This window comes from Pseudobacter ginsenosidimutans (assembly GCF_007970185.1).
Lineage (GTDB): Bacteria > Bacteroidota > Bacteroidia > Chitinophagales > Chitinophagaceae > Pseudobacter > Pseudobacter ginsenosidimutans.
In genome coordinates this window covers 2,342,700-2,356,502 of sequence record NZ_CP042431.1, presented here as the reverse complement: position 1 = coordinate 2,356,502, position 13,803 = coordinate 2,342,700, and the positions used below count along the sequence as shown (strand labels likewise).

Sequence of the window (13,803 nt, the reverse complement as noted above, 5' to 3'; positions counted from 1 at the left end):
AGGCCTCTCCAGGAGCCATGGCCACAAAAAAGAGAGCCAGGCTTGGAAAAGCCCGGCTGTTGTTGATCGTACCCTTTAAATAAAAACCAGTTGAAGAGTTGTTGATCACAGAAAGCATCAGCAGGTACGTAAAGGCTGAACTTTCTTAAAAACACACCCTGTAGACACAGGATGACTTGTTTGTTGATCGTACCCTTATAAAAAGTTGAGTGTAGAGTTTATTTCAATTTCGCAATACGTTGAGTGGAAGATTCGGTTCCGTTTCCTGCGCGAACAAAGTAGATGCCGCTTTCAAGATCATTCACATTCACTACTTCAGTCTGCCCTGCACGATTGGCGATCTGGCGTTTCACTATTTGTCCGCTATTGTTGAATACTTCGATATTCACTGCATTGTTCTGCCAGCTAACAGGGAGCTGCACACGTAATTCATTCACTACCGGGTTGGGATACGTGAGGATCTTTGCATATTCCTTCTCTTCTGCGCTGCGGATGATGCGAACCACAGATTTCTCAGTTTTTCCATCCATATCCACGATCCGGAGGCGGTAGTAGATGATGTTGGAATGTTTACTCTTCAGATCGTCTGTGAACTTGTAATTACTGTTTGCGTTGGTGTTCCCGATAGCGAACACAAGGCCTGCCTCATCATATTCTTTTCCATCGAAGCTGCGCTCCACAACAAAGTGGCTGGCATTGATCTCCTGTGCTGTACTCCAGTTGAGCGATACTTTGGTATCATTCTTTTTGGTAGCGTAGAAAGAGCTGAGTTTTACCGGCAGTGATCCTGCTATGGGATCGGTGTAGGTGAAAGATTTGAACCAGAAAGAATACATCCTGTCACCTGCACCTTGTTTTTCCTGGCTGATTGCACCGGCGCGGAAACGCATCCTGGTGATATTGCTATACTTGCTTGTAACCATTACAGGGGTTGCTTCCGGATCGATATTCTGATAGTTGGTGGAAGGGCCTGTAAATTGTTTTCCTGCAATATTGCCTGCATAACCAAAGAGCTGATCATTCACAGAGGAGGCCACAATCTCGGTTGCAGATTCCAGCACATAAGAGCTCAGGTTATAGAAAGTCACATATTCCGAAAGGGATTTGCCATTACCGTCTACATCAAGTGCAGTCACATTCACAGTTTCCACCGGAGTAGGTATATTGGTACCTTTCTTCACAAAAGAGATCTCAAATTCCATGTACCATTTGTTATAACCGGAAGGCGTTGTGCCGTTATTCATGCTAACCTGTGGCTGGAATGCTTTGTCGAATCCTGATGCATTCAGATCGATGGAAGTCAGTTTCACAGCAGATGAAGAGCGGCCGATGATGGTGACCAATGCATCTACATCCGTAGTAACTGAGGGGAACCTGTACACAGCGCCATCAGCGCCTGCTTTGGCGGAGCCTGGTTCAAGTTTGGGATTACTGAATTCTAACTCTTGCGAGTAACCGAAAACAGAATTCGCGATAAATAACAGAACTAATACTGTTGATTTAAAGGTGATACGAAAAACATGGGTAATAGTGATTACCGTAGGGTACGCTTTCATATATTTCTATTAAAGGGGTAACAGAATTTGAACGCGGTAGCCCACAGGAATTTGGAACCTATAAGGTCATTTTCGTAGAAATTGGCAGACTTGGATTACTTATGAAAATTGGATGGAGAAAAGAGTACGGCTATTCGAGGGGATTTGGAGGATGTTCTGAGTTGATGAAGCAAAGTAAATTACAAAATTCCATTTGTGCAAGTATCTCTACAAAGTTTTTTCCGCAATAGGTGCTAAAACCCTTGTGCAGCGTTGATTTCCAGTGCATAAAAAAAGTGCTTCCGGGTATAAACCGGAAGCACTTCCACTATGAATCTGAATATTCTTATCAGTTTATTTGTACTGAGGCATGAGGCTCTTTGCGAGATCAACCATTTTCTTGATGCTGTTATCATCAAGGATGCCTTTCTTGAATTCGGCAAGTACATCAGGGAGTTTGTTGTCCATTTCCAGGAGGAAGTGGTCTTCGAACTCACGTACACGTTTAACCGGAACTTCGCGGAGCAGACCTTGAGTACCGAGGTAGATGATCGCTACTTGTTTTTCCACTTTGAACGGAGTGTACTGAGGTTGTTTCAGGATCTCCACGTTACGTGCACCTTTGTCGATTACCATTTTGGTAGCGGCATCGAGGTCACCACCGAATTTGGAGAAGGCTTCCATCTCACGATAGAGGGCCTGGTCCAGTTTCAGGGTACCGGATACTTTCTTCATGGATTTGATCTGAGCGGAACCACCTACGCGGGATACGGAGATACCTACGTTGATGGCCGGACGGATACCGGCGTTGAAGAGGTTACCTTCCAGGAAGATCTGACCATCGGTGATGGAGATCACGTTGGTTGGGATGTATGCAGATACGTCACCGGCCTGTGTTTCAATGATCGGCAGAGCGGTCAGAGAACCACCACCTTTAACGAGGTGCTTGATAGAATCAGGGCAGTCGTTCATATTCTTTGCAACGTTATCGTCACTGATCACCTTGGCGGCGCGCTCGAGCAGACGGCTGTGCAGGTAGAATACGTCACCAGGGTAAGCTTCACGGCCTGGCGGACGGCGGAGCAGCAGGGATACCTCACGGTAAGCTACGGCTTGTTTTGAAAGGTCATCATACACGATGAGTGCAGGACGTCCGGTATCGCGGAAGAACTCACCGATGGCAGCACCAGCAAATGGAGCGTAGAACTGCAGCGGAGCGGGATCAGAAGCAGAAGCCGCTACGATGGTAGTGTAGGGCATTGCGCCTGCATCTTCCAGGGTTTTCATCACACCGGCGATGGTAGAAGCCTTCTGACCAATGGCTACATAAATACAATATACAGGTTTACCAGCTTCGAAGAATTCTTTCTGGTTGATGATAGTATCGATAGCGATAGCTGTTTTACCAGTCTGACGGTCACCGATGATCAGCTCACGCTGACCACGACCAACAGGGATCATCGCGTCGATGGCTTTGATACCGGTTTGCAGCGGTTCTTTTACAGGCTCACGGAAGATAACGCCAGGAGCTTTACGCTCGAGGGGCATCTCATAACGCTCACCTTTGATAGGACCTTTACCGTCGATAGGATCGCCCAGGGTATTTACAACACGGCCCAGCATTCCTTCTCCTACGTTGATAGAAGCGATCTTACCGGTACGGCGTGCTTTTGAACCCTCTTTGATGTCTCCGCTCTCACCCATCAATACCACACCCACGTTGTCTTCTTCGAGGTTGAGGGCAATAGCTTTAACGCCATTTTCAAATTCAACGAGCTCACCGGAGCGTACGTTGCTTAATCCGTATACACGGGCGATACCGTCACCCACCTGTAATACAGTACCCACTTCTTCAAGATCAGCGGCGGCATTGAAATTGCTCAATTGCTGGCGCAATATCGCTGAGATCTCATCGGGTTTAATTTCTACCATATGATAACCTTGTTTATTGTTGATTTATAGAGTGTGAGTATACTCACTACCTGATTTTATAAATAAAGTCGTTGTTCAGGAACTGGGCTTTGATCTTGTTCAGATCATAAGAGATGCTGGCATCCACCAGTGTATCTCCGATCTCCAGTTTGAAACCACCGAGAATAGCTTCATCCACTGTTGTAGTGAGATCGATATTCTTTGTTCCTGCCTGCTCCTGTACTTTGGCGATGATCTGGTCTTTCAGGCCATCGCTAACGGGAACTGCAGTGGTGAGACGAACAGTTTGAATTCCTTTGTATTGCTTGTACTGGTCTATGAACGCTGCGATGATCTCAGGCAGGTTTCCTTCGCGGCCTTTGTTTACCAGCAGGCGGTTGAAAGAAGCTGTGAGCTCAGTGATCTCGCTGCCTGTAACGGCGTCCAGGATAGCAGCCTTCTTGTCGGCTTTTACCACAGGACTTTTCAGCAGGCTCACGAACTCGCGGCTGTTCTTGCAAACCTTCTGCAGGAAGAGCATATCTTTATATACTTCCTCCAGTGCATTTCTTTCGAGCGCCAGGTCTACCAGGCTCTTTGCATATCTTCCAGCTAAACGTGGATTGGGCATAATAAAGATTAAATTAGTTCAGTTTCACTTCGCTTGCCAATGATTTGATATAGTTCTCCTGCTCAGCTTTATTGGCCAGTTCGCGGCGCAGTACTTTTTCAGCTACTTCGATAACGAGGTTACCAACCTGATTTTTCACATCAGTGAGGGCAGCCATTTTCTGCTGTTCGATAGCAGATCTTGCATCCAGGATCAGCTTGTTGGCTTCAACCTTGGCTTTTTCTTTCGCTTCATTGATGATCCTGTCTCTTGTTTCCGCAGCATCTTTCAGCAGCTTTGCTCTTTCTTCACGTGCTTCAGCCAGCAATTTTTCATTGTCGCTCTTCATCTGGGCCATTTCAGCCTTTACTCTTTCTGCAGTAGCCAGGGAGTCAGCGATACCTGTTTCCCTTTCTTTCAGGGAGTTCAGGATGGGCTTCCAGGCAAATTTGGAAAGGATGTAGAATACGATGAGGAAAGCCAGCGCAGTCCAGATCAATAATCCATTTTCTGGTACAAGTAAGTCGATGCCGGATTTAAGTAATATCATATATAAGCTTTAATAATAGCAACAGGAATTAAAAACAGAATTCGAAAAGATTACTGCATCCTCGGCCCTTTGCGTTGGATGCAGTAATAATGTTTGTTTAAACGAACATAGCCAGGATACCTGCGATAACTGCGAACAGGGCAACACCCTCAACAAACGCAGCAGTCAGGATCATGTTAGCGCGGATGTCGTTAGCAGCTTCCGGTTGGCGGGCAATAGCTTCTACTGCACCTTTACCAATCTGACCGATACCGATACCAGCACCGATAGCAGCCATACCTGCACCGATAGCGCCTCCGGCATTAGCCCAGGCTACTTCGCTCAACATAATGTTTAAAAGATCCATTTTTCTGTTTTTATTAGAATTGATAAAAAATGACAACGTTGATTAAATGATCACTGCATCATCCGGCAGATCGTGGTGCGCATGATCATCATGGTGATGTGTTTCTTCAATGGCCTGGCCGATGAACACGGCTGTAAGGTTAGTGAAGATGAACGCCTGGATGAATGCTACCAGCACTTCAATCAGGAAGATGAATACAGAGAAACCGATGGAGATGGGTGAGAATCCCCAACCGATACCTGCACTCATACCTCCGAAGATGAATATCAGAGAGATCAGACAGATAATGATAATGTGACCAGCCAGCATATTCGCAAAAAGACGGATGATCAATGCGAATGGCTTGGTGAAAATACTGAGGAACTCAACCAGCACCATGATAGGCTTTACAAAGCCAGGTACAGGCGGGTTGAAGATATGCCCCCAGAAATGTTTGTTACCGCTGAACAGGATCACTACAAAAGAGATCAGACCGAGTACAGCAGTGAATGCGATATTACCGGTTACATTGGCTGATCCGGGGAGCAGGCCAAAGAGGTTATTGATCAGGATGAAGAAGAAGATGGTCAGCAGGAGCGGAAGATACTTCGCGTACTTCTTTTGACCAAGGTTTGGCTTTGCCACTTCATCCCTTACAAAAGTGATCACAGGTTCAACTGCATTCTGGAAACCAGAAGGAGCCTGTTTTACACCAATTCCTTTTTTGTATTTTTTAGCGATGCTCAGCATGATCACTACCAGGAGGGTAAGCGCCACCAGCATCTGAACTACGTTACGTGTGAGGGAGATATCATACACTTTCACGGACTCATCGATCTGTCCGGCTTCGTTTACGGGAATCACTTTACCGTCTACCAGTCTGTATCCGTTATAGTCTGCATGACCGTGCTCGAATTTAGAGCTGAGGAAAGCAGTGAAACCGCGCTGGGGAGAGTAAAGCATCACAGGCAGCGGGAGGGAGATGGGATGCAAATGACCGTCTTCGCCGGTAACGTCCATGAAATGGTATTCATGACCGTCCAGAACGTGGTCGAAAATCACCTTATTGGCATCGAATCCTTTCTTTTCTTCTGTAGCTGCATGGCCTTGTTCTCCATGCTGGTCATGCTGTGCAAGAGTTACATTAGAAAAAAGAATCATAAAAAGGCTGAAACTCGCTACTGCAAAGGATTTGAGACTGCTAACCTTCATACCTGTCGTTAAATTTGCCGCAAAGATACGTTGGGGATAGCTGAAAAAGAACGAGTGTTGAAAGTATTTTAGTGAAAGAGGGTAAAAAGAGTGGGAAAAAGGCAGATCAGGTAGTGTATGCAAGAAAAAGCAATTTGTTACTCACCTTCCTGCTCACGTAGTTTTTTGATCTTTTCTAATTCTCTGACATCATCCTGATCTTTAAGTCTATTTACAACTTTCTTATTATCAATTAGATGATTAATGTGTAAAAATGGAACATTGATACCTTCAAAGTTAGCATGGGAAGCTTTTTCAAGGCATTCGGAGAAAGTATATTGCTCGAGGCCTTTCATTGAGGTCATAATATCAAGCTCAATTCCAGCGCCAACATAAAAGCTTGTCCAACCTGGCAAAAATTGCATTGTTTCCAGAGAAACAAGGTCCCCCTGGCCTAATTCTTTAAAGCTCTTTCTAAGGTTCCTCCTATTCTCAATCGTATCTTCTATCCACATATCCAAGTCATCAGTATTTCTATCATGCCCATGCAAGCGAGTTGCAAACCCTCCGACCATAATATAACGTACTCCATTCCTGTTCAATGTGCTCCAGAAATTGATCAATTCTTCATCGAGAATGTCCATGAGAGAACTTTATTTATGATGAGAGATAATTGCCTTCTTGTACATCGCATTACGAACCAGCATGCGGGTAAAGGCGCGTAACTTATCCATGTCGGACATGTTCATGTTCTTTCTCAATCGAGCCAGTTCACCTGATGCTTCACTTTTGTAAGTAACATCAGCTTCATTGACTTGCTGTGGATTGGAGTTTTGTTCAGTCTTCGGATAGTCTTCCATGATTGCAATTTACTAATTTTTTTGGGGAAATTACTGCCGCGGAATTTGGCAGATTTTTCAGTAATTAAATGATACTTAATAACTGAAATCATCTTAATGTTTCTTCTTCAATAAAATAGAGTGACGATTTTTTACCGCCTACCGAAGATCCCCGAATTTTTCTTACCCCTGCACCTGCTTCTCAAACTGCATCTGGTGCAACTTGTAATAAAAGCCCTGCAGCTTCATCAACTCCTCATGATTCCCGGATTCCTTCACTTCTCCTTTATCCAGCACAATGATCTGTGTGGCTTTGCGGATGGTGCTTAACCTGTGTGCAATCACAATACTCGTTCTGCCTGCAATCAATTTTTCAATTGCTTCCTGGATTAATAATTCGCTTTCTGTGTCCACTGAAGAAGTGGCTTCATCAAGAATAAGAATGGATGGATTGTATAATAATGCGCGGATAAACGATAATAGCTGACGCTGGCCCAGGCTCAATGAGCTTCCTCTTTCCATCACGTTGTAATCATAACCTCCGGGCAGTTGCATGATGAAATCGTGCATACCGATCAGCATTGCTGCTTCAACTACTCTTTCCCGTGGGATCGCAGGATTACGCAATGTGATATTGTCCAGCACGGAACCGGAAAACAGGAATACATCCTGCAGCACCACACCTACATTCTTGCGGAGGGCATCCAGCTGGAATTCTTCGATATTCACATCATCCACGCGGATAGCGCCTTTCTGAATATGATACAGGCGATTGATCAGACTGATGATGGTGGTTTTGCCGCTGCCGGTATGTCCAACAATGGCGATGGTTTCACCTGGCTGCGCCTTGAAGTTCACATCTTTCAGCACATAACGGTCATCCACATATGCAAAGCTCACATGATCGAATTCGATCTTCCCCTTCACCTGTTCCGGCGCAAAGTTGCCGTCTTTCTTCACATAATCATCATTGTCCAGCACCTTGAACACGCGCTCACTGGCCACCATGCCCATCTGCAATACGTTGAACTTATCTGCGATCACGCGGAGCGGGCGGAAGAGCAGGTTGAGACAGAGATAGAAAGAGATCATTTTACCAATCAGGTCTTCTGCTGACTTGCCTTCGAGCTGCATGGCATGAGTGGCTGCCCACCAGACAAGGAGACTGGTGCCTACGGCCAGTACAATTTCCACTACGGGAAAGAAAACAGAATAAGCGAAGATGGCTTTGATATTGGCGTTGCGGTGTTCGCGGTTGATCTTTTTGAATTTATTGAACTCGCGGTCTTCTGCGGCGAATGCCTGTACCACGGGCATTCCCGTGATATGTTCCTGTACAAAGGCATTCAGTGCAGCCACGGCATTACGCACACGGATAAACGATTTGTTCACGCTCTCCTTGAAAACATAAGTGGCTGCTATCAGGATCGGGAATGGCGCCAGGCTCACGAGGGTCAGCTTCCAGTCGCTCACGAACATGAAGATCAGGATGGCGATGATGGATAGCAGGTCTGCAATGATGGGGATCAGTCCATCTGCAAAAATATCGTTGATGGCTTCGATATCGTTGATGGTGCGGGTGGTGAGAGTGCCGATGGGCGTTTTATCGAACTGCGAAAGATTCAGTCCGAGGATCTTCCGGTACACTTTCACGCGCAGGTCTTTCACCACGCTCTGTCCCAGCCAGGCTGTGAGAAAAGAGAACCAGAAACGGAAAGCTGATTCTATCAGCAGTAACCCGATCTGGATAACAGTTACCCAGATCACGATATCGATGAAGCGGATCTTGTCTACCAGTGCGGCAGCAGCTCCGTCCTTCACATAATCATTGATGGTAAGTTGTATGAGATACGGCCTGATGGGTGATAATACTGCGAGTAGTATCGCCAGGCCCAACGAAATGTAGAATCTTCTCTTGTAAGGGGCAGCGAACTGGAACACCCTTCTGAGCAAACCAAAGTTGAATATTTTTTTCTCCTTCCCTTCTGACATACAAGGGGGCAAAGATAGGTACTGTTAGTGTGATAATTACTCTTCTCCCATCGCTTTGCGATAAGCCTTGATAAAAATGGCACCAAGGTTCTTATACGGGGGGATGTAGTCGTCAAATTTTTCCTTGGCGGCGGCATCATTCCTGAATTTGCCGGTGAGATCGCGCCACATCGAGATCCAGTCGATATTCCGGCCTGCCACCAGGTTATTGTTGATGGCCTGCAGGATAGGTTCATTCACTACTTTCGTTCCCACCTGTTTGGAAGAAATGATATGCGCATCCTTACAAATAGTTAACACTTCATTGAGGTTATTGTAACCGCCGCAGGAACCGAGCACGACAATTTTAGCGGTTGGCGCCAGCTTCTTGAGGGTGGACGCCAGGTGGTAACTATGTCCGCGATGGATCACCACGGAAGGTTTAAGATTGCGTTCTTCCAGGTATGCGATGAGTTTGTTCTGTGCTTTATCATCCGGATCATCATCACCGAGCAGCGGCCTGTTGGCGAAGATCCAAACGGGCTTTCCTTTGGTGGAAGTGATGGTCACCCATTCAGGATTCTTTTCATTGATCCTCCACTCAGCTCTTCCACGGAACATGTTCATGAAATTGATGAAGCTGAGCTGGCCGTCTTTGTCTTCATCGCCATAAAAGAAAACCTGCTGGACCACGCGTCCGCTATCGTCCACCAGGCCCTTGTAATCCTGATCATAGATGGAAGGAATACCAAGCTGTGCGGAGAGATCGGTTTTGGTAGTTGTATCTGCGGACTGGAAAAGTATCTTGAGGAGGTTGTAGATCACGATACCACGCTTGTTGTTCTCACGAACATTCTTCTCATAACTCCAGCGGACCTGGTTGAGAACGAAGCCGGCCATTTCCTTGTCTTTATCCATGATACTGCTGTAGGAGTCGGCCACGTCCACCGCGTCTTCCAGTTCATCGCCGGGCTTCGGTTTTTCGAGACCGATCACAAACGACTGCATGAGTGTAGCAGCATTTTCCTTACCCATGGTGCCGAGGAAATTGTTGAGTGTATTGTAACCGGCTGCCATCTTGATGAATTTGCGGAAGAAGTCACCGTGAACGCTCATCAGGAGACTGTCGCCGCGGGGATTTGCCATCCGTTCGAAGATGCGCGGGTAAACGCCGCTCACATAACTGGAAGTGTAGAGCTCGTCTTCACTTAGCACAGAGATGTAGTAGAGTTCCTGTGGCGTAAGTCCTTCGAGCCTTTTGAAGCGCACGCGGGAATCGCTTACATCGTGAAGGGCATTGATCTCTCTTACAAAATATTGTTTGGCCTTGCTCGCCATCATGGCGGTGAGGGCTTTCATTTCGTGGGCAGTATCGCGGAGTGGTGGAAGAAGGCGGGCGGCATAATCGATGCGCGTTTTCACCATCAGTCGGAAATATTTGAAATCATCTTCTTTCACACTATCGATCTCAGCGAGTGTGATCCTGCCTTTGAGCAGGTTATCGAGAAAAGGGAAATACAATTGTCCGCTCTTGCTGTTGGCCATTCTTGCCACCATATTCACGAAGGTATCGGGGTGGTTGCGGATACGGTCGCCAAGTTTATTGCGCGCTGCGGCATAATCGTATAGCCTGCGGGTATCTCGTTGGGCAACTACGCTGATGAGGCTGTCGGCAAAATAAACATTGGGATTATCGCGGAGAACAGGAAGCGCCTGGTCCGGATGAAGGTTGATGTATTTGCGGAGCAGTGTCACTTTGGAGCCTGCCATTCCGGGATTGTCGGCAAAATAGAATTCGAAACAATCCACGAGGATCTTTCCGATGCCATAATCCACTTCATCCACGAGCGGCTTGATGCTTTCTTTTTTCCGGTTGAGATCGATCCCTTTTTCAAAGGCTTTCACGAGGGCGGGCCCCATGGTTGGACCGAAATCACGCTTGTTCACCTTATCTCCATAGCCGCGGAGCATATATTCCAGCGTGCGGAGGTAACGGCCTTTATCATTGCTGTTGAGGGTGGAATCAGTTTCGATCCCCATCTGGATCTCATTCACCTGGCGGGTGATGGCATCCAGCGCCTGCAATTTGGTGGACGTATCGATCCGCAGGCGGTCGAATTCCAGTTGTAATTTCAGCTGCGCCTTATCGATATTGTCGTGCCACAGGGATCTTTCCCTGGCTATCTGATAACTGGCCGCTTCCTGCCCCTGACCAAGGAGGTCTCCACAGAACAGGATCAATAAGATAACGATTGGTATTGATGGTTTCATACGGTGCGATAACTCCGTTGATACCCTGCAAAAATACGACCAATTGGCCGTATCGCCCGGAAAATCAATTATTCCCGTATTAGATCAGTTAACAATTTCATAATCGATTAACTACTTGTGGCTTGCAGCGGTAAATTAACTTTGCGTAAATTAATTGTTAACATGGACTCTAAAGGAAAGAAGATCTTAATCGCTGATGATGAACCGGATATCCTTGAGATCATTCAATACAATCTGAGCCGGGAAGGGTATGATGTGATCACTGCAAAAGACGGTGACGATGCCCTGGTAAAGGCTAAATCGAGCCAGCCCCAGTTGATTGTACTGGACATCATGATGCCTAAGAAGAATGGAGTGGAAGTTTGTGAGATCCTTCGCGCCCAACCTGCCTTCAAAGACACCCTTATTATTTTTCTCACTGCCCTGAACGATGAAAGCTCCCAGATCAAAGGCCTGGAAACCGGCGCCGACGACTATGTGAGCAAGCCCATCAGCCCCAAAGTACTGGTCAGCCGCGTAAACGCCCTCTTCAGAAGAGTGAACAAAGATGAGCCGGAAGACAAGGTGATCCGTATAGACAACCTGGAGATCGACCCGGTGAAATTTGAAGTGAAAGTGAATGGCAACTCCGTGGTACTGGCTAAAAAAGAATTCGAGCTCCTGTACCTTCTGGCATCGAGGCCCGGACGCGTGTTCCTGCGGAACGAGATCCTCAATCATGTATGGGGCAACGATGTAATTGTAGGCGACCGCACCATCGATGTTCACATCCGGAAAGTCCGTCAGAAACTCGGCGTGGACTGCATCACAACTGTAAAAGGTGTAGGTTATAAGTTTGATCTGTAATATTGTGGTATGCTTTCCACGAAAAACCTGTCTCCCCGGCAACTAGCCGCTTATACAGCTGGCATCCTGTCGATCCCAATAGCTATCGGTATCGCTGTGCTCACCATGAACTGGAAGATCGGTGTGGTCTCCCTGGGCGTAGTGTTTGCGGGTAGTTATTCCCTTATCATCATTACCCTGGAAAGATTCATCTACCGGAAGATCAAACTCATTTATAAACTGATCTATCAGACCAAGGCTACCAAAAAAGAGGAAGTGTATTTCAAATATATCCTTCCTCAAAAAAGTATCGATGAGGTAAGGGAAGATGTAGAAGAATGGGGCGAAAGGCGTAACCGTGAAATTGAATCGCTCCGCCAGAATGAAGCCTTCCGCAAAGAGTTCCTGCAGAACCTGAGCCACGAATTCAAAACGCCCATCTTCGCAATCCAGAGCTTTGTAGAAACGTTGCTGGACGGTGCAGCAGATGATGAAAAAGTTAGAACGAAATTCCTGCAGAATACTTCCAAGAACGTAGACCGCCTGGTAAACCTGGTGAATGACCTGGACGAAATATCACGCCTCGAAAGCGGTGCACAATTGCTGTACAAACAGAATTTCATCATCCAGGACCTGATCCGCGAGACTTACGATTCCCTCTCTATCAAAACACAGGCAAAGCAGATCAAGACCTCCATCAAAAAAGGTTGCGAAGCACCGGTAACAGTGTTTGCAGATAAAGAGAAGATCAAACAGGTACTCACCAACCTGGTGGAAAACGCCTGCAAATACGGTAAGAACGGAGGCACCATTGTTGCAAGCGTTTACAAAACCGACGACTCGCATGTGCTGATAGAAATCGGCGACGATGGCATCGGAATCGAAGAAGAGCACCTGCACCGCATCTTCGAAAGGTTTTACAGAACAGATACTGCACGCAGCAGAGATAAGGGCGGTACCGGCCTGGGACTGGCCATCTGTAAACATATCATTGAAGCACATGGACAAAGTATCCATGTGCGTAGTACTCCTGATGTGGGAACCACTATCGGTTTTACTTTGGAAGCAAAACGCGAAGTGTAATTATTTTGGCTTTCTCCTGGAACGCATGGCTTCCAGTGTCTGGCGTTGTTTTTTCACTTCAACATCCTGGGATGCCCTGTCTGTACGGTTCGTGTTCAGCTTCTGCTCCAGTCCCCTGATCTTTTCTACATAAGAAACAGAATCTTCCACCAGTGACTGGAATTTCTTCTCGGCCTTAATAACCAGCGTTTCCTGTTCTTTGATCTGTACTTCCAGGTGGTGTGCTTCCATTTTAGGCACCATGGTGTTCAGGAAAGATTTCGCTTCTTCGATCTTGTGATAATCAACTGCAGAGCGAAGACCAATGTTCTCGCTGGGTTTGCCGATGATCAGGTACACATTGGTGATATCTTTTTCTTTGCGGCTCTTGCGCTCCACTTTGAAATGCAGATCGTTCAGGTCCTGATCATTGTCGTTCAGCCGAACATTACGGTAAACAACGAAGCCTTTGGCCTTGTCGCCTTTCACGCCTCTGGCGGCCATGGCATCACTGAGCATATCAGCTACTTCCTCTTCAGGATAGGGAAGCTCAATAACTGCTGCAGCCTTATTGCCTTTCGTGTGTTCCACTTTACCTTCGTTAGCGGTTTGGGAGAATGCAGTTGCACTAAAAAGGAGGGATGCAGCCAACAGGCTGATGGAGGGGGTTCGTCTTTTCATACGTTTATCAACTTGGTTTAACGGGCTAAAAA

Annotated in this window: 13 protein-coding genes; 2 read left to right on the top strand and 11 right to left on the bottom strand. The window is 46.6% G+C overall.

Features of this window, described 5'->3' with window-relative positions; genetic code table 11:
• Window positions 1-218 precede the first annotated feature (218 nt).
• The 10 genes from FSB84_RS09675 to FSB84_RS09630 all read right to left on the bottom strand — a co-directional run bounded on the left by FSB84_RS09675 (window position 219) and on the right by FSB84_RS09630 (window position 11,203).
• Window positions 219-1,556 carry a T9SS type A sorting domain-containing protein gene (locus FSB84_RS09675; protein ID WP_130541760.1) on the bottom strand — a complete coding sequence of 446 codons (1,338 nt, stop codon included), beginning with the start codon at window positions 1,554-1,556 and terminating at the stop codon, window positions 219-221.
• Between the two features lie 333 nt (window positions 1,557-1,889).
• Window positions 1,890-3,467 carry a F0F1 ATP synthase subunit alpha gene (atpA, locus tag FSB84_RS09670; RefSeq protein ID WP_130541761.1) on the bottom strand — a complete coding sequence of 526 codons (1,578 nt, stop codon included), beginning with the start codon at window positions 3,465-3,467 and terminating at the stop codon, window positions 1,890-1,892.
• A 46-nt stretch (window positions 3,468-3,513) separates the two neighbouring features.
• On the bottom strand, window positions 3,514-4,077 hold the full coding sequence (atpH, locus tag FSB84_RS09665; protein ID WP_130541762.1) for an ATP synthase F1 subunit delta: 564 nt from the start codon (window positions 4,075-4,077) through the stop codon (window positions 3,514-3,516).
• A gap of 13 nt (window positions 4,078-4,090) precedes the next feature.
• Window positions 4,091-4,606 carry a F0F1 ATP synthase subunit B gene (gene atpF / locus FSB84_RS09660; RefSeq protein ID WP_225980033.1) on the bottom strand — a complete coding sequence of 172 codons (516 nt, stop codon included), beginning with the start codon at window positions 4,604-4,606 and terminating at the stop codon, window positions 4,091-4,093.
• A gap of 97 nt (window positions 4,607-4,703) precedes the next feature.
• A complete protein-coding gene (gene atpE, locus FSB84_RS09655; RefSeq protein WP_127129343.1) occupies window positions 4,704-4,952 on the bottom strand; it encodes an ATP synthase F0 subunit C in 249 nt (82 codons plus the stop codon).
• A gap of 42 nt (window positions 4,953-4,994) precedes the next feature.
• A complete protein-coding gene (atpB, locus tag FSB84_RS09650) occupies window positions 4,995-6,143 on the bottom strand; it encodes a F0F1 ATP synthase subunit A (protein ID WP_130541763.1) in 1,149 nt (382 codons plus the stop codon).
• A 137-nt stretch (window positions 6,144-6,280) separates the two neighbouring features.
• On the bottom strand, window positions 6,281-6,766 hold the full coding sequence (locus FSB84_RS09645; protein ID WP_130541764.1) for a nucleotidyltransferase: 486 nt from the start codon (window positions 6,764-6,766) through the stop codon (window positions 6,281-6,283).
• A 9-nt stretch (window positions 6,767-6,775) separates the two neighbouring features.
• Entirely contained in the window at window positions 6,776-6,982 is a 207-nt protein-coding gene (locus tag FSB84_RS09640) for a hypothetical protein (RefSeq protein WP_130541765.1), read from the bottom strand.
• Window positions 6,983-7,144: 162 nt separating this feature from the next.
• Window positions 7,145-8,953: an ABC transporter ATP-binding protein gene (locus tag FSB84_RS09635; RefSeq protein ID WP_130541766.1), complete on the bottom strand. Its 1,809-nt coding sequence runs from the start codon at window positions 8,951-8,953 to the stop codon at window positions 7,145-7,147.
• A 36-nt stretch (window positions 8,954-8,989) separates the two neighbouring features.
• A complete protein-coding gene (locus tag FSB84_RS09630; RefSeq protein WP_130541767.1) occupies window positions 8,990-11,203 on the bottom strand; it encodes a hypothetical protein in 2,214 nt (737 codons plus the stop codon).
• A 162-nt stretch (window positions 11,204-11,365) separates the two neighbouring features.
• Between FSB84_RS09630 and FSB84_RS09625 the strand changes: the two genes are divergently transcribed.
• Together FSB84_RS09625 and FSB84_RS09620 are read left to right on the top strand one after the other, a co-directional pair.
• Entirely contained in the window at window positions 11,366-12,049 is a 684-nt protein-coding gene (locus tag FSB84_RS09625; RefSeq protein WP_130541768.1) for a response regulator, read from the top strand.
• Window positions 12,050-12,058: 9 nt separating this feature from the next.
• The gene (locus FSB84_RS09620; protein ID WP_130541769.1) at window positions 12,059-13,111 is read left to right on the top strand and encodes a sensor histidine kinase; all 1,053 of its coding nucleotides are present in this window, start codon (window positions 12,059-12,061) and stop codon (window positions 13,109-13,111) included.
• On the opposite strand, the gene FSB84_RS09615 is transcribed toward FSB84_RS09620, so the two are convergent.
• A complete protein-coding gene (locus FSB84_RS09615) occupies window positions 13,112-13,771 on the bottom strand; it encodes a hypothetical protein (protein ID WP_130541770.1) in 660 nt (219 codons plus the stop codon).
• Window positions 13,772-13,803 lie beyond the last annotated feature (32 nt).